Annotated in this window: 11 protein-coding genes and 1 pseudogene; 2 read left to right on the top strand and 10 right to left on the bottom strand. The window is 71.8% G+C overall.

Annotation, left to right across the window (positions count from 1 at the left end; translation table 11 throughout):
• Nucleotides 1–27 precede the first annotated feature (27 nt).
• The 10 genes and pseudogenes from OTB16_RS25370 to OTB16_RS25325 form a co-directional block, all read right to left on the bottom strand.
• Nucleotides 28–906, bottom strand: a complete 879-nt coding sequence (locus OTB16_RS25370; RefSeq protein WP_267723112.1) for a hypothetical protein — start codon at nt 904–906, stop codon at nt 28–30.
• Nucleotides 907–1,046: 140 nt separating this feature from the next.
• Complete coding sequence (locus OTB16_RS25365; protein WP_267723111.1) at nt 1,047–3,611, bottom strand: hypothetical protein; 2,565 nt, start codon at nt 3,609–3,611, stop codon at nt 1,047–1,049.
• Nucleotides 3,608–4,057 carry a DUF6507 family protein gene (locus tag OTB16_RS25360; protein ID WP_267723110.1) on the bottom strand — a complete coding sequence of 150 codons (450 nt, stop codon included), beginning with the start codon at nt 4,055–4,057 and terminating at the stop codon, nt 3,608–3,610. Before OTB16_RS25360 ends, OTB16_RS25365 begins: the two co-directional genes overlap by 4 nt.
• A 64-nt stretch (nt 4,058–4,121) precedes the next feature.
• Entirely contained in the window at nt 4,122–4,433 is a 312-nt protein-coding gene (locus tag OTB16_RS25355; protein WP_267723109.1) for a pore-forming ESAT-6 family protein, read from the bottom strand.
• 51 nt (nt 4,434–4,484) lie between these two features.
• Nucleotides 4,485–4,817 (bottom strand): hypothetical protein, encoded by a 333-nt coding sequence (locus OTB16_RS25350; RefSeq protein ID WP_267723108.1) that lies wholly within the window; start codon nt 4,815–4,817, stop codon nt 4,485–4,487.
• A 117-nt stretch (nt 4,818–4,934) separates the two neighbouring features.
• Nucleotides 4,935–6,353, bottom strand: a complete 1,419-nt coding sequence (locus tag OTB16_RS25345) for a DUF6177 family protein (protein ID WP_267723107.1) — start codon at nt 6,351–6,353, stop codon at nt 4,935–4,937.
• 63 nt (nt 6,354–6,416) lie between these two features.
• Nucleotides 6,417–10,394, bottom strand: a complete 3,978-nt coding sequence (eccCa, locus tag OTB16_RS25340; RefSeq protein WP_267723106.1) for a type VII secretion protein EccCa — start codon at nt 10,392–10,394, stop codon at nt 6,417–6,419.
• Nucleotides 10,395–10,464: 70 nt separating this feature from the next.
• Entirely contained in the window at nt 10,465–11,874 is a 1,410-nt protein-coding gene (locus OTB16_RS25335; RefSeq protein WP_267723105.1) for a MinD/ParA family ATP-binding protein, read from the bottom strand.
• Between the two features lie 60 nt (nt 11,875–11,934).
• Nucleotides 11,935–13,290 (bottom strand): type VII secretion integral membrane protein EccD, encoded by a 1,356-nt coding sequence (eccD, locus tag OTB16_RS25330; RefSeq protein WP_267723103.1) that lies wholly within the window; start codon nt 13,288–13,290, stop codon nt 11,935–11,937.
• 264 nt (nt 13,291–13,554) lie between these two features.
• A pseudogene (locus tag OTB16_RS25325) lies at nt 13,555–13,815 on the bottom strand (hypothetical protein); the annotation flags it as partial.
• Nucleotides 13,816–14,097: 282 nt separating this feature from the next.
• Here OTB16_RS25325 and OTB16_RS25320 point away from each other — a divergent pair.
• Nucleotides 14,098–15,321 (top strand): serine hydrolase domain-containing protein, encoded by a 1,224-nt coding sequence (locus OTB16_RS25320; protein WP_267723102.1) that lies wholly within the window; start codon nt 14,098–14,100, stop codon nt 15,319–15,321.
• A gap of 101 nt (nt 15,322–15,422) precedes the next feature.
• Complete coding sequence (locus OTB16_RS25315) at nt 15,423–15,929, top strand: GNAT family N-acetyltransferase (protein WP_267723101.1); 507 nt, start codon at nt 15,423–15,425, stop codon at nt 15,927–15,929.
• The last annotated feature ends 7 nt before the right edge of the window (nt 15,930–15,936 follow it).

Below are 15,936 nucleotides of genomic sequence, written 5' to 3'. Positions count from 1 at the left end.
GCGAACTTGCCGCCTGGATCGGGCTCGTCACGACTGCGCCAGTTCCCGGAGCTTCCAGAACTCGTCGACCTCGGTCAGCTCAGCCGAACCTGCCTGCCCGGAGACGGGGTCCCCTGGATGCTCCATCAGCTCGGCCAGCGCGACGCTGGGGAGAAGGCCCCGGTCGTACGCCTCCTGCAGTCGGTCCAGCCAGACCAGGCCGGCCCTGTAAGCCTCCAGATCTGCCTCATCGCGTGCCTCGAAGCTCGCCGCGCCGTCGGTGTCCGATGCCCACAGATACCCCAGCACCCCCGGTTCACCGAGTACAGGCACGTATCGGACGGGGCCGGACGTCTGCCGCCCGTACCCGGCTGCGAACTTCGGGGTCTGACTGAAGATTCCGTTACGGTATGGGATCTCGAAACGGCCCCACACATCAGACGGAGTGCCGTCATCGTCCTCGTAGTGGTTCTCGACCCCTGATTCCGTGGGGATGCCGAACCAGGTTGCGTCCTCGGGGTCGACCTCCAGGTCAAGGACACCGGAAAGCTCGGCCAAGGCCGAAGCCAGGCGAGGCCGGTTCGCGGCGAACACGGCCTCTTGCTCATGCCCCCGCAGATCGAACGGCATCCAGGCATCGGAGAATGTCGTGAGCCCCACCTGGAAGAAGCCCTCGGACACCTCGACACTGAGCGCGAACATCCCTTCCACCGGCCTCGCGCCCGTACCGGTCTCCACGATCCCGTCGCACGATGCGAACAGTTCCACGGCGCCGATCTCGCCGGCGCCAAGGCTTTCCTTGATCTGTACTACGAGGGCTTCGGCAGCGCCCGATCCCTCTGCGGCCGCCGGGGCCGGCGCACCGACAGGGAAGTCCGCCCGGACCAGGTGGTTCCTGCGGCCCGGCTCAGGGACCACGACGGCCACGCGCCCGCCATGCGGGGTTCCCAGACGGAGCCGGTCGAGGACTCCAAGCACGAGAGAGAACCTACGGACAGCCGCGCGGACCAAATCGGTCTCGTGTCCGGGCTCTCCCCAAGACCATCGCGCGACGGGTGTGCTGGCGATCAAGACCGGCCTCCTGGCATAAAGCTGGCGCCGGGCGGATACATCAGAGTCCCGTCCTCGACGCGAAGTACAACAATTACACCTTGCTCGGAGTGGATCCTGGCGAGGTCCTTCTCCATACCCGCCGCCAGCATGTCCGCCACGCTGCCCTTGGTATCGACCACGAAGACCTTGACGTCGGCACCGGAGTCGGCGAGCTGCCCGATGTTCTGCCACATCTTGCTGGTGACCTTCTTGGGATTCGCGACCTCCTTGAACTGGTACCCGTATACGTTCCCGTTGGCGTCGCGGGCCATCACGTCCATATCGGTCTTCGGTCCCGTGGTCACCCCCGGCTTGATCTCTGTGTCCTTCTTGATCTCGAAGCTGATGTCGGAGACACCGCTCTTCTGCAGCCGGTCGGCCAGTCGGAGCTGCTCGACGCCGCCCGACATCGCATTCTTCTGGCTGAAGCTGGATACCACCTGGTCGAAGTTGGTCATGCCCTTGAACTGGCCGGACGCAATCAGATCGGCCATCTCCTGACCTGCGGGGTGGTCGGCCAGGTTGGCCAGCGCCTTGTCCAGATCGCCCGGTTTCACCTTCGAGCCGCGCATGTTTTCCCGGATCTGCTGCTCTGTCTCGCCGCCGCGCTCGAAAGGCCGGGGTTCTTCGGAGGGCCACGGGTCGGGGCCGTGACCACCCGCCGGCGGCTGACCGTCCATCCCGCCCGCGCCGCTGCCACCACCAATCGGAGTTTGGTCACTTCCCGTCGGGGTCGTGTCCGTGGTGTGGCCGCTGCCGCCCGTAGGTGTGGGGTCGGTGTGGGCGCCGTGGCCGCTGTTGTCGACGGTGCTATCGGCCGTGTGCGTGTGGCCCCCGGTCGGGGTGTCTGCGCTGTTGCTCGGCATGTTGTCCGGGGCGTGGCCGCCGGGGTTGGTGTGGTCGCCCGCGCGGCCTGTGGGGGTGTTGTCGAAGCCGCCCGGGGCGTGTGTGCCGTCGTCCAGTGCTCCGGGCGGGGGCGAGGTGTCGGAGCCGAGGCGGACGACGTCGTCGCCGCCGCGGGCGCCGACGCCGGCCAGTTCGCGTTCCGGGACCCTGGCGGTGACCGGGGCGTCCGGCTTCGGGGCGTCGACGCGGGGGGTGTTCGCGTCCGCGTCCGGCGAGGGCTCCTGTTTGGCGGCCTTTCCGCTCTGCTCCAGGGAGCCGTCGGCCTTGTAGATGTTGCCGTCGAGGTCCATGAACCGCGGCCCGTCGGGCGTCGGGAGCTTGACCGTGCCGGGCGGGAGGGTCGTCGTGCCCTCGGGCAGCTTGATGGTGCCGTCGGGGAGCTTCGTCGCGCCTTCGGGGACGGTCGCGCCGGACGGGAGGTGGATCGCACCGTCCGGCAGCAGCACTGCGCCGTCGGGGAGGGCGACCGCGCCGTCCACGTTGATGCTGGGGACCTCGAACCTGCCCGTGCCCTTGAGCCCGGCCATCACGTCGCCGATCTTGGCGAACCCCGCCCCGGCGCCCTTGAACATGTACGTCATCGGGTCGATCGCCCGGCCCGCCTTGCCGGCGAACGACAGGGTCTTGGCGACCGCGCCCGCCTTGCCGGCGCCCGAGACCGCACCGCCCGCGCCGCCGGTGAACACCGTGGTCAGGACGTTGAAGGTGACCGCGCCCGCGGCACGGGACGGGTTGGAGCCCCACTGGTCCCAGGCGAGGAGGGCCTTGCCGGTCTCCTTCATGGCGGTGCGGGAGTCGCGGAGCCAGGAGGGGAGCTTGTCGTCGGGGGCGGCGAGGAAGAGGGGGCCCACGCCGGGGATCGACATGATGGCGAGGCCGGTACCCAGCTTGGCCAGGCCGGTCCAGGACTGCTTGAACACGTCCCAGCCCTGGAGTCCGACGAGGCCGCCGAGGCCCTTGAGGGTGCCCCAGACGCCGTCGACGACGATGCCCTTGCCGAACTCCCAGGCGTGTTCCCACACCTGCCAGGCGGGGATGGACTCCTCGACGGCGTCGCCCCAGGGCAGGGACTTGGACTGCTTCATCGACTCGGCGTCGTAGCCGTACATGTCCTTGCCGTTGGAGCCGTCGTTGACCTTCAGCGGCTTCCCGCCCACCAGGGCGACGATCTTCCCGTGGGCCGCTCGCTCCACTTCCTGGAACTCGGCCCAGACTTCGGCGATCTTGTTGCGGCGTTCGAGGTTCTCGTCGATCAGATCGCCGTCTTCACGCCACTTCTCGTCCTTGTCGGTCTTCGTGCGGAACGCCTGCGCTTCCGCCTTCAGGTTCTCCAGCTTCTTGACGATCGGGGCAGCGTCACGCGAGTAGGTGCCCAGGGCGCTGGCGATCGTGCACATGTCGGAGCTGAGCTTGAGACCCAGGTCCGAGACCGGCTTCGTCGTCGCGAACAGCTGGTCCGCCTCCGGCGCCTGGTAGAACGCCTGCAGACCACCGAAGCTCGTGTGGACGTCGGAGGCCTTCGTCGAGACGGTGGCGCCGCCCGACGAGATCAGCTTCACCTTCTCGTCCAGCGTCGCCAGATCGCCCGTGAAGACCGGTATCTCGGCCGGATCGACCGGCGCGTTCCCGCTCACTGCTTGGCCCCCGTCTTCTCACGCAGCAGGTCCAGATTCACAGACCGCGCCGCGTCCTGCGCCTCCTTGGCCTGGTCCAGATCGCCCTGCAGGTACTCGTTCGTCGCCAGAACCGCACCGCGGATGCACGCCTCGATCCGCTCCGCCATCGACTTGAACTCCGGCTTGCGGGCGGTCAGGTACTCGCCCAGCGCAGCCGCGACCGGGCCCATCGCCTTCTGAGGCGCCAGGAAAGCCGCTCCGGGAGACGGAGCCGCACCCGGAGCCAGCGGGCCCTGCGGAGTCATCCCCGACTGCGAGCCCGGAACCGCCGTCCCCGCAGCCTGAGCCGCCTCCGACATGGCTGTGAGCAGCGCGTTCAAAGCCGTCTCGAGCTCGCCGGCATTCCCGCCGACGGTCTTCAGATGACCCTGCACGCCCTGCGGCTTGATGTCCCATGACGTCATGGACGACCCACCCCCGTGTACCCGACTGCCCCACTGCCCTACCGTCTTGCTGAAACGATCCTGCTCAGCCGATGTTGTCGACCGCGGCCTTTGCCCGCTGCAGCGTCTGGTGCGCCGTCGCGTCGTTCTTCTCCAGCGTCGTGTTCAGCAGCTGGATGATGTTCTTGACCTCCTGCGAGGCGTTCTTCCACCGCAGCTCCTTGGCGTGGTAGTCGTCCGCCACACCGTCCGCCGCGAAGTCCGCCATCGCCGACGCGACCTGCGCCTCACGTGCTGCGATGACCTGCTCCAGATGGCCGATCACCGCCTTGATACCGCCCTGCACCTCCGTCGAGGCACCCACGTCGTACGCACGACGGTCCGTCCCACCTGCCACCACAACCACACTCCCCGTGAAGAAGAACCATCAGAAGAAGGACCCGCGGCCTCAGCGGCCGCGGAAGCGGGCGGCGTCGAAGTTCGCCGCACCCTGCGTCTGCCGCGCGTTCTCGCCCTGCTCCTGGTCACCCGAGCCGAAGGCCTGCTCCATCCCCGACTGGCCGCCCAGGATGGCCGCCAGCGAAGCGTTCAGCTCCTTCGCGATCCCGTCCGCGCGCAGCTTGAACGAGTCGAACGCGACCTTGCCCTGGCCCTGGAACTTGCCCTCCAACGGCTGCGCCGCGGTCACCAGCTGCTTGATCAGCGACCCCAGGTCCGTATTGGAGTTGCGCGACCCGGACATCAGGTTCGTCAGGACCTGCGTCCCCATGTCGAACTTCATCTCACTCCCCCGTACATCCGATCGATCGTAAGTATGTTCATCTTCGTCAATCCGCGTCGCGCCTGCAACCGGCAAAGCCCCTGTTGTGACTCATCCATGACAATCCACCAGAGCTTCTCACGAGCCCTTCAGATGGCCCATCAGCCGCTCGAAGACGGCCCATCCCGAGAGGTCCGACGGGTCGCCGGGCATCGGGTAGTAGTAGGCGGGGCGGGACTTGGGACCCAGCCGCAGCGGCTGTTCGGCCAGCGGGGTGCGCCGGGCGCGGTCGTCGGGCATGGCCCGGACCTCCTCCGCGCCCAGGACGAAGGCCAGCGGCACGCCCGGCCCCTCGAAGCGCGGCGGTACCAGCAGGTCCCGGCGCGCTTTGCGGAGTTGTACGAGCATCGACTGGAGGCGGTGCCGGGTGACGAGCGCCTCCGCCGTGCGCGGCAGGGCGTCCAGCGGCGGTTCCTCGCCGGCTCCGTAGCCGAAGGCCAGGGTCACGGTTTCCTCGACGCCCGCCTTCGTACGGCTGATCCGCACCGTGGCGAGGCCGGGCCGCTCGGGGCTGCCCACCACCACGAACCAGGTCGGATCGGGTGCCCGGGCGAAGGCCACGTCGGTCAGCCGGCCGGGCGACCACGGCAGGTTGGCCGGCTCGGCCGTGCCCCAGCCCGCCGGGGGACCGCCGGTCAGCTCGCGCCACACCGTCTCCAGAGCGCCGCCGAGGACCAGCCGGTCGTCCGCGGGGTGGACGGTACGGAAGGTGACGGCCAGCTGCCGCTCGGCCGTTTCCGTGACCTCCTGGTACGAGGCGGCCACCGGGGTCCGCGGATCGTCCTCGGTGGCGTGCTCGGACACCACGGTGGCGAACATGCCCTCCTGCCAGCGCAGCACCGCGCCCGAGAGCCCGTCGTAGTAGCCGTCCCGCTCGTCCCGCACGACCCACCGCGAGGGCCAGTCCGGCATGTTGGCCAGCACCGCCGGCGACATCGGCGTCCCGGGCGGAGTCACGACCTGAAGGCCCCGCTCGGCCGCCGCCGCGGCCCGGAAGGCGTCGGAGAGCCAGGCCGTCATGGCGACGACCGGACGGTCCATGATGACCACCGCGACGTTGGGGGTCAGCACGTCCACGGCGGGCTGCGCCGCCGCGGGCGCGGGCGCGACGCTGACCCCGTCGGTCCGCACCACGCCCAGTGAGCGTGCCGCCTCCGGTGGCCAGGCGCTCCCGCCCGCCAGGTCGGCGAGGCGGGCTGCGAAGGTCCCGGCGAGGCGCTCGGCGTCGGGTACGCCGGTGGTGGCGCGCGCCTCCGTCCACCAGAACGGAACGCGCGGCGGGGTCGCCCCGAGGAGCCGCTCGGCCTCCCCCTCGACCTGGACCAGCAGCGGTGCCTCGACCGAGACCAGCGGCCGCCCCTGCTCGTCGCAGAGCTGTACGACCGCGCCCTCGCCCGCCGTGTTCACCAGTTTGTCGGGGCCCCCGGAGAGGAGGCCGGCGAGCACCACCCACGGATCGGGCATCCGCGGGGTGAGGGCGATGACGTCCTTGGTCATGAGGTCGTACGGTCCTTCGCAGTCCGGTTTCGGGGAGGGGGCGGCAGCTGGGTGGCCGGGGTGTCACCCGGGCGACGTGTACACGGTCTGGATCAGGCGGTTGGACTGGCCCCTGCGGACGAGGACACCGCGGCCGGCGGGCTGCTGGGAGGCGTAAACCCCCGGGAACAGCTGGCCCTCGCCCCGGTCTCCCGCCATGACGATCGCCGAGGCCCCCGACTCGCGCAGGGCCTGCACCAGTGGTTCGTACATCCCGCGCGAGGCGCCCGCGACGCGGCGCGTCAGGACGAAGTGCAGGCCGATGTCCATCGCCGCCGGGATGTACGGGACGAACGGGGCGAGCGGTGTCTGTCCCGCGGTGGTGAGCACGTCGTAGTCGTCGACGAGCACGACGATGCGCGGGCCGCCGCCCCAGCTGCCGGGTTCCAGGTCGTCCAGGGGGGCGCTGTCGTCGGGCAGCCGCCGCTCCAGTTCGGTGGCGATGCCCGCGGCCAGCCCGGCGCACATCTTGCTGTTGTAGGCGTAGCCGCCGTTGAACTCCTCCGGGACCACACCGCGCAGGCTCCGCCGCGGGTCCATGACGGCGAAGACCAGTTCCTCCTCGCCGTGACGGTCGATGAGGCCGGCGGCGATCGTCTTGAGCAGGTTCGTCTTGCCGCACTCGCTGTCGCCCATGACCAGGAGGTGCTGGTCATGCCGGAACAGGTCGAGGAGCACGGGCGCCAGCCCGTTCTGGTCGAGGCCGATCGGCACCCGCCCGGGCTCGGCCGCCGGGCCCGGCAGCAGATGGGGCTCCAGCAGGTGCGGCAGCACGCGGACCGGCTGGGCGGCCTCGCCGCTCCAGGTGGCGCGGATCGTACCGGCCGTGCGCTCCAGCACCGCGCCGAGTTCCGAGGTGTCGCGCAGCCCGTCGGTGCGGGGCAGTGCCACCTGCGCGAAGAGCTTGCCGTCGGTGAGGACGCGGCCGGGTTCGCCGGGCGACAGGGTCTCGGCCAGCTTGCGCTCCACGCTGGACTCACTGGGGTCGTTGAGGCGCAGTTCGACGCGGGTGCCGAAGTTCGACTGGGTCGCGATGCGGACGTCGTTCCAGCGGAGCATGCCCGCGACGACGTGGATGCCGTAGCCGCCACCGCGCTTGAGGATGTCCACGACGGCGTCGTCGAGTTCCTCGAAGTCGTCGCGCAGCGCCCCGAAGCCGTCGATGACGAGGACGATCTCGGCGGAGGCCAGCTGCGGCAGCCGGCCGGCCGCGTGCAGGGTGCGCAACTGCTCGACGGAGTCGATGCCGTGGTCGCGGAAGAGGTCCTCGCGGGTCGCGAGCATGGTGCGTACCTCTTCGAGGGTACGGGCCGCGCGCTCGCGGTCGGCGCGCCCCGCGACCCCGCCGACGTGCGGCAGGCCCGACAGGGCCTGGAGGCCGCCGCCGACCAGGTCGAGGCCGTAGACGCCGACCTCCTGCGGGGTGTGGGTGAGCGCGAGGGACAGGACGAGGGTGCGCAGCAGGGTGGTCTTGCCGGACTGCGGGCCGCCGATGACGGCGGCGTGGCCGCCCGCGACGGTGAGGTCGAGGTACCACTCGCCCTGCCGCTGCCGGGTCGGGTCGTCGATCAGGCCCAGCGGCACCGTGAGCCGGCCGCGCCGTTTGGAGAGCTGCATGCCGCGCGCGCCGACGTCGAGGGGGCCGGCGACCGCGTCCAGGGGGATCGCGTCGGGCAGCGGGGGCAGCCAGATGCGGCGGACGGGAGCGGCGGCGTCGCGCAGCTGCTCGACGATGACGCCCATCTCGGTCGGTCCGGTCTCGCGGCGCCGGGCGGTGGGCTCCCGGTTTCCGGTGGCGTCCGGCTCGGACAGGGTGTTGAAGGCCTCGTACTCCAGGGCGAGGGGTCCGCTGTCCTCCTCCTCGGCGCGCTGTACGGGGCCCCGGTAGGCGCCCGAGACGTAGCTCGCCTTGAACCGCTCGTAGTGGCTGGTGTCGACCTTGAGGTAGCCGAAACCGGGCAGCGGCGGGAGGTGGAAGGCGTCCGTGGTGTCCAGGACCGTACGGGACTCGTCGGCGGAGAAGGTGCGCAGGCCCAGCCGGTACGAGAGGTAGGTGTCCAGGCCCTTGAGCTTGCCGCCCTCGATGCGCTGGCTGGACAGCAGCAGGTGCACGCCGATGGAGCGGCCGATGCGGCCGATGGACAGGAACAGGTCGATGAAGTCCGGCTTCGCGGTGAGGAGTTCGCCGAACTCGTCGATGACGACGAACAGGTGCGGCAGCGGTTCCAGGTCGGGCCGGCGGTCGGCGCGCAGCGCGGCGTAGTCACCGATGTCGGCGACGTTGCCGGCTTCCTTGAGGACCTGCTGGCGGCGCTTGACCTCGCCGGCGAGCGAAGCGTGGACGCGCTCGACGAGACCGGCCTGGTTCTCCAGGTTGGTGATGACGCCCGCGACGTGCGGCAGGTCCGCGAACGGCGCGAAGGTGGCGCCGCCCTTGTAGTCGACGAGGACCAGGGCGAGGTCCTCCGGCGGGTGCGTGGCGACCAGGGAGAGGACCAGGGTGCGCAGGAGCTCGGACTTTCCGGAGCCGGTGGCGCCGACGCACAGGCCGTGGGGGCCCATGCCCAGTTCGGAGGATTCCTTGAGGTCCAGCAGTACGGGCCCGTGGGAGTCGCTGATGCCGATGGGCACGCGCAGGAAGGCGCGTTCGCCGCGGGGGGCCCACAGGCTCGCCAGGTCCAGGCGGGCCACGTCGTCGATGCCGAGCAGGTCGGCGAAGTCGACGGGTCCGGACAGGGGGGCGTCGATGAGGGACTCGGCGGACAGGCGCAGTGGGGCGAGCATCCGGGCCAGGCCCTCGGCGAAGGGGATGCCGACCTCGTCCACGGTGCCGTGGGCGCTGATCGGCTCCTCCTGGCGCAGGTCCTCGATGAGGACCCGGTCTCCCTCGACGGTGATCCGTACGCCGACGTGGCCGGGCTCCTGGATCCGCTGGTCGAGCAGGTGCAGGACGGTGACGCCCATCTCGCGCAGGCCGACCGCTTCGTCGGGGCGGGGCAGTTCGGTGGCGTCCTCGCCGTGCCCGTCGGTCACGACGAGCAGGCGGGACGTCATGGCCAGGGCGTCCTTGCCGGACAGTCCGCGGCGCACCTCGGCGGCGTAGGAGGCGCGGCGGCGCAGTTCCGGGCCGATCTGCCGGGCGAGCTGGTCCACGGAGGGGGCGATGCGGCGGGCGGCGACGGGGCCGTCGAGCTGTTCGGTGTCGAGCAGGTGCGGCATCCACTTGGCCCATTCCCAGTCGCCGAGCCGGTCGCCGGGCACGGCCAGGGCGATGGCGACGTCGTCGGGTGCGTGGGCGGCGGCGGTCTGCACCATAAGGGCGCGGGCGACGCGCAGGCAGTCCTCGCGGGGACCGATGACGGTGACGTTGCCGACACGGTCGAGGGGGATGGTGAGCGGGAGTTCGGTGCCGTTGCGGAACCGGCCGGTCAGGGCCGAGGCCTCGTTGAGCATGAACTGATCGGGCGGGGTGAGGACGGTGGAGCCCTGGTCCGCGATCCGCAGGTCGCGTACGGGCATCTCGCCGGTGCCGACGCGCACGCGCAGGAAGTCGCCGTCGACGCGGCGGCGCTCCCACAGCCGGGCCGGGTCGCGGACGATGTCGTACAGGGCGTGGGGCGACGGGTTGAGGACGTCGGCCCGTTCGCCGCGCGCGCGTTCCTCGGCGGCGAGCTCCTCGCGCAGGTCCTCCAGGTAGGCGAGGTAGGCCTCGCGCTGCGTACGGCGCGTCCGCTGGGCCTTGCCCCGCTGGGAGAAGACGAGCGCGAGGGATCCGACGATGGTGACGACGAGGATCAGCGCGCCGAGAGCGGCGAACTGGCTGTTGCGGACGACCGTCATCATCACGACCGACGACATGACTCCGGCCACGGGCAGCAGCGACATGGCGATGTTGCCCGCCTTGCCCTCGGGCAGGTTGGGCGGGGCCTCGATGATGCGGGCGACGGGGGCGGCCGGGGGCCTGATGGTTCTGGCCGGGCGGTGGACCAGTCGGGTGCTCATCGTCGTCGTCCGTCATTCGCGGTCGGGCACGGCACGGTCGGGCTCGGTGCGGTGGGGTTCGGCATCTCGGTCAGTGCCGCTTCTGGGAGAGCTGGAAGGCGTCCGCGGCGAGCCGGGTGGCGGTCTGCCGGGTCGAGTGGGCGAGCAGCTCGGGTCGGATGGGCCCGCCGGCCGCCAAGTGCCGGTCGTACGGCAGGACGTGGACGCTCGTCCCGGTGGCCCGGAGGGTGCGGGCCGCTTCGGCGAGGTCGATCCCCGGGTGCGGTGTCTGCTCGGTGAGCACGACGACCGTGCCGGCGATCATGTGCGGGGGCAGCCCCCGCATCCACTGCAGGACCGCGTACGTGCTGGCGACGCCGTCGAGGGTCGCGGGGGTGGTGAGGACGCGGGCCTGGGAGGCGGAGAGCGCGACGCGGGCGACCTCGGCGGGCAGGGTCTCGCAGTCGACGACGGTCACGCCGAAGTAGCGGCGGAGCGCGACCATGGCCCGCTCGTAGGACCGGGTGTCGAGCATCGCGCCGATCTGCCCCTGGCTGCCGGGGAGCAGCCAGGCGTTGTCGCGGAGCTGGACGAGGTAGCCGGTGACGTCGAGCAGCGACATCTGGGGTTCGACGATGTCCGCGACGTCGCCGGTGGTCCAGCGCAGGGTCTCGGCGCCGAGGCGGACGGGCAGGGAGCCGAGGGCGGGGTCGGCCTCGACGAAGAGGACGGGGTCCTGCCGGTAGTGGGCGTACGTCGTGCCGAGCAGGGCGGCGACCGTGGACTTGCCGGCGCCGCCGCGGATGGAGGTGACGGCGATCTGGCGGCCGGTGGTGACGGGCTGCTGGAGCAGTTCGGCGGCGCGGGTGGCTTCGGCGACCTCGCGCGCGACGGATGAGGAAACGATTCGCCGTACGGCGCGGGCCGCGCGGGTGGCGAAGGGCTCGCCGTGGCGGGGCTTGCGTACCGCCCCGGCCAGGTCCGTGTCGACGGCGGGCCGGGAGTCGGGGGTACGGGCCGGCGGGCCCGTCGGCTGATGCCGCGGGCCGTGGCCTTGGGGGGCCGCCTCGGGGTGTCCGCGGCCCGGGGCGGGCTGCGGGTGCGGGTACGGGGCGCCGCCGGGGGGCTGGGCGGACTGCCGACCGCCGCGGAGGGGCGCGGGGGCGGGAACGGGAGCTGAACCGGGCGCGGGAGCTGGAGCGGCGGGTGCCGGCTCCGCGCTGCCGTGGACCGCGCCGCCGGCCCCCCGGGCCGGGAAGCCGGGGCCGTGCGGGGGCTGCGCGCCGGCCGGGCCGTGCGGTGGCTGCGCGCCGGCCGGGCCGTGCGGTGGCTGCGCGCCGGCCGGGCCGTGCGACGGCTGCGCGGGCGGTTGCGCGGCGGCCGGGCCGTGCGGGGGTTGTGGGGCGGCCGGGCCGTGCGACGGTGGCCGGGCGTCGGGCGCCGCGGCGCCCGACCTCAGGTCGCGCAGGACATCGCCCTGCCAGTTGTCTCCGCTCGGCATCCCTGCCCCGCCCCTCTTCATTCCGATCTGCCGCCCCGCCCGGAGCGCCTGCGCGTGGACTCAGAACTTGTCGAGCAGCTGCCCGTACACACCGAACACCCCGATGGCGATCGGGAAGAGCCCCACCATGCCGACCGACTCGAAGAGGTCGGCGGTACGCCGCAACCGCACCCGCACGTGCTCCGGCGGCTGCACCGCGAGCACGAGCAGCGGCAACAGCGCCGCCACCGCGAGGACGGCGAGCGGTCCGGCGCCCCCGCCGTGCCCGGTCCACAGCATCACGAGGCGTACGACGAGCAACGCCGCGGCGGCGAACAGCGCCACGACCTCGGCGACCAGCGGGAAGGCGCGCGCTCTCGACAGGAGCACCACCACGGCGAGCGTCGGCAGCACCACCGTCCACACGGTCGGCTCCGCGGCCAGTGTCAGCAGCCAGCCGGCCGCCGCCGCCGAGATCGCGGTGACGATCGTCGCGAGGGCGAGCCCCCGGTGTGTGGCGGCGAGCGCGTTGCCCACCTCGTGGCGGCTGACCGAGGCGCCACCCGAGCGGCGGTCGTCGAGCGCGGTGAGCCCCGAGGCCATCAGGGCGAGCCGCGGCAGCAGGCCGAGCAGCACCACGGAGAAGAGGAGCATGACCGCGCCGAGCCGGGCCGGATCGCTTTGGACGGCGGCGACGGCTTCCCACACGGCGGTGATCACAGCGGTGACCACGGCGCCGATGAGCCCGCCCCGGCCGAGCGGCGAGAAGTAGCCGAGCAGCACCAGCGTCAGGACGAGCGCGCCCGCGACGGCGGCGAGCCGTGCGCCGCCCGACCAGTGGTGGGCGTCCGAGGCGGTCCACGCTGTGAGGACGCCCAGACCGCCGGAGGCGAGCAGGAGGGCGGTCGCCAGGCCCCGGTTGCCCTGCCCGATCCGGGCGACGAGCGCGCCGGCCGCCAGCAGGACGAGCGTGACGGCACCGAGGGCGACGGCCAGGGCGTCGAGCGTGAACTCGCGGCGGGCGAGCAGCGCGGCCGTCACCGCGAAGGCGACGGTCGCCACGCCCGCGCTGCGCCGGCGGGCGGCCGGACGCCAGCGCCAGGCCCGCAGGTCGAGGTCGTCGGCCACCAGGTCGGTGACGTCGTGGACCACGGGCGCGGGCGGCGCGGAGTGGGACCGTACGAGCCGCAGGACGGCGCCGTCGGCTATCCCGGCCGACGCGAGCGTGCTGTCGTGCGGCAGCGCGGAACCGTCCGGCGTGATCAGCTGACGCGTCATCGGGCGCGACGCGGCCCGGTCGTCGAGCAGCTGCAGTATGTCCGGGAGCAGTTGCCCGATCGGAGTGTCGGAGGGCAGGACCATGTCGGCCCGGCGCCGCTCGCCGACCAGGGTCACCCGGCTCAGTTGCGCCCGGGAAGTCGTTGCTGTGCTCACCACTTACCGGAACCTATCATCGCGGATTTGCGACCTTTCGGGGCCAAGGGGACATAGTTCTGCTGTGGGGCGGTGAGCTTTCCCGGATCTGCACACGTCTGCGTCCCCACTGCCTCTACCTTGCCTCTGCCTCTACGACTGTGTCGGCTTGGGTGTCTTGGGCGTACGCGTGGGTTGTGGCGACTTCTGTGGTTTCCGCGACGACGACGGGTGCGGCGCCGCGGACGCGTGGGTCGTCGCGGACGGGCCCGTCGGCTGCGGTGACTTCGCCGGCGGTCCGACCTGTTCCACGCGGCTCTGCTGCCGCTGCTGCTCGGCCTTCTGCTTGGCGAGCGTGTGCTGGATGAAGGACCACCCGACGCAACCCGCGCACAGGACAGCCGCGATGGCGATGCCCGCGAACAGCTTCCCGAGCCGCTCGTCCGCCGTGCGCCGCGCCCGCTGCGCGCCGAACAGCAGCGCGTCCCCCATCCTGCGGCGGCGTACCGTCACCGACTCCAGGAGCTGGCTGTCGTAGTCCCTTGCCATCCGTCGTCCGTCGCCTCAGTCTCGGCTCGTCGAGCGTCAACAACCGCTCCGGGGCGCGGATGCTGCGCCTGCGACATGCGAAGTCCCCCGTGTATCTGCCTCTGCAACATAAGGCATGGGACAACCTCGGGCACACCCCGGTCCGCGGAGGGAGACTCTGGCTCGGAGAGTCACCGGACGGGGCCTTCTGTCCGGGCCGGGCCGTGGTCCGGTCGCTCGGGGCGGGGCCCGAGGCTAGCGTGGAGGGAGGATTTTTCGCCTCGGCACCGTAGGAGGCCCGTCATGGCGACACGATGGCGCAGCGCGGCGACGGCGGCGGCCGCGGTAGGGCTCGTGGTGGCGCCCCTCGGCGGTGGCACCGCCCATGCCTGGGGCGCGGCGCCCCCCGTCGCGGCGGTCGCGGCCACCGATCCCGCGTCGGACGCCTTCCCGCAGCTCACCCCGGCCGTGGCCGCACGGCTGGACGAGGCGGTCCGCGGGGTCATGGACGAGGCGAAGGTGCCGGGGGTGATGGTGTCCCTGTCGGCGCCGGGCAAGGGCGAGTACGTACGGGCCTTCGGTGTCGCGGACAAGGCGACGGGCCAGCCGATGACCACCGGCCTCTTCATGCGGATGGGCAGCGAGACCAAGACGTTCACCGTGACCGCCCTGCTCCAGCTGGTGGACGAGGGCCGGGCCGGCCTGGACGATCCGATCGGGAAGTACGTCTCCGGCGTCCCGAACGGCGACCGGATCACGCTGCGCGAGCTGGCCGGGATGCGCAGCGGGCTGTTCAACTACTCGGAGGACGAGGGCTTCTTCAAGGCGCTGACCAGCGACCCCCGGGGGAGCTTCACCCCGCGGGAGCTGCTCGCGTTCTCCTTCTCGCACCCGGTCCAGTTCGAGCCCGGTGCGCGGTTCCAGTACTGCAACACGAACCTGATCCTGCTCGGCCTGGTCGTCGAGAAGGTCACCGGCACACCCCTCGCCGAGTACATCAACAAGGAGGTCGTCGCACCCGCCGGGCTGAAGCACACGCTCTTCCCGCTGGGAGCGGAGTTCCCCTCGCCGCACGCCCACGGATACACGAACCAGACGGCCTCCGGGAAGACCGAGGACGCCACCGACTGGAACCCCTCGTGGGGGTGGGCCGCCGGCGCGATGATCTCCGACCTCGCCGACCTGAAGGTCTGGGCGAAGAGCGTGGCCACCGGGCAGCTGCTGACCCCGGCCACCCAGGCGCAGCGGCTGAAGACCAGCCCGGCCGGGAACCTGCCCGACACCGGCTACGGTCTCGGCATCTTCAACGCGGAGGGCTGGATCGGGCACAACGGTTCGCTGCCCGGCTACCAGTCCCTGACCGTGTACCTGCCCGAGGCGCAGGCCACGATGGTGGTGCTGCTCAACACCGACATCGCCGACGAGGGGTCCGAGCCCAGCTCCCTGTTCGGCCAGGCGATCACCGAGGTGGTGACCCCGGACCACGTGTTCAAGCTGCCCGGCCAGCCGGCCGCCGGCAAGCAGTAGGCGTACGGGTTCCGCGCGCGTCCCTCCCGTCCCCTTTCCCTCCCCGTCCCGCGCACACTGGGCTTCCGCGCGGAACGTCGGCAGAGGGAGAGATGGCGTACATGAACGGTCAGGCATCGCAGGAACGGCAGCCGGACACCGGGGTCGTGCTCCGCACCGCCGGGGAGGCGGACCTCGACGCCGCCGCCGCGCTGTTCCGCGGCTACCTCGACTTCTACGAGGTGCGCGTCGAGGACCCGGACCGGCCGAGGGAGTTCCTCGCCGAGCGGATCGCCAAGGACGAGTCGCTGGTGCTGCTCGCCGAGGTTCCGGGAGCGGGGACGGTCGGGTTCGCGCAGGTCTACCGCACGTTCTCCTCCCTCGCCCTGCGGCCCGCCTGGATCCTCAGCGACCTGTACGTCGCCCCGGCCGGGCGGCGTACGGGCGCGGCGACGGCCCTGCTGCGCGAGGTGCTGCGCCGCGCCGCCGCGGCGGGAGCGGCCGCGGTGCAGCTGGAGACGGCGTACGACAACCACGTCGCGCAGGGGCTGTACGAGGCGGAGGGCTTCGTCCGCGACGAGTTCCACATCTACGTCCACGAGCTGAAGGCGCTGGAGGGCCCGGCCTGATCCCGGG

The organism is Streptomyces antarcticus (assembly GCF_026627255.1).
GTDB classification, from domain to species: domain Bacteria; phylum Actinomycetota; class Actinomycetes; order Streptomycetales; family Streptomycetaceae; genus Streptomyces; species Streptomyces antarcticus.
Note: the sequence above shows the minus strand (reverse complement) of the source record. Positions and strands in the feature narration are given on the sequence as shown.

Bases quoted from the DNA above. Each gene is read 5' to 3' on its own strand.
- OTB16_RS25315 (WP_267723101.1), top strand. From the start codon at position 15,423: ATGAACGGTCAGGCATCGCAGGAACGGCAGCCGGACACCGGGGTCGTG.
- OTB16_RS25335 (WP_267723105.1), bottom strand. From the start codon at position 11,874: ATGCCGAGCGGAGACAACTGGCAGGGCGATGTCCTGCGCGACCTGAGG.
- OTB16_RS25320 (WP_267723102.1), top strand. From the start codon at position 14,098: ATGGCGACACGATGGCGCAGCGCGGCGACGGCGGCGGCCGCGGTAGGG.
- eccCa (WP_267723106.1), bottom strand. From the start codon at position 10,394: ATGAGCACCCGACTGGTCCACCGCCCGGCCAGAACCATCAGGCCCCCG.
- OTB16_RS25345 (WP_267723107.1), bottom strand. From the start codon at position 6,353: ATGACCAAGGACGTCATCGCCCTCACCCCGCGGATGCCCGATCCGTGG.
- OTB16_RS25360 (WP_267723110.1), bottom strand. From the start codon at position 4,057: ATGACGTCATGGGACATCAAGCCGCAGGGCGTGCAGGGTCATCTGAAG.
- OTB16_RS25350 (WP_267723108.1), bottom strand. From the start codon at position 4,817: ATGAAGTTCGACATGGGGACGCAGGTCCTGACGAACCTGATGTCCGGG.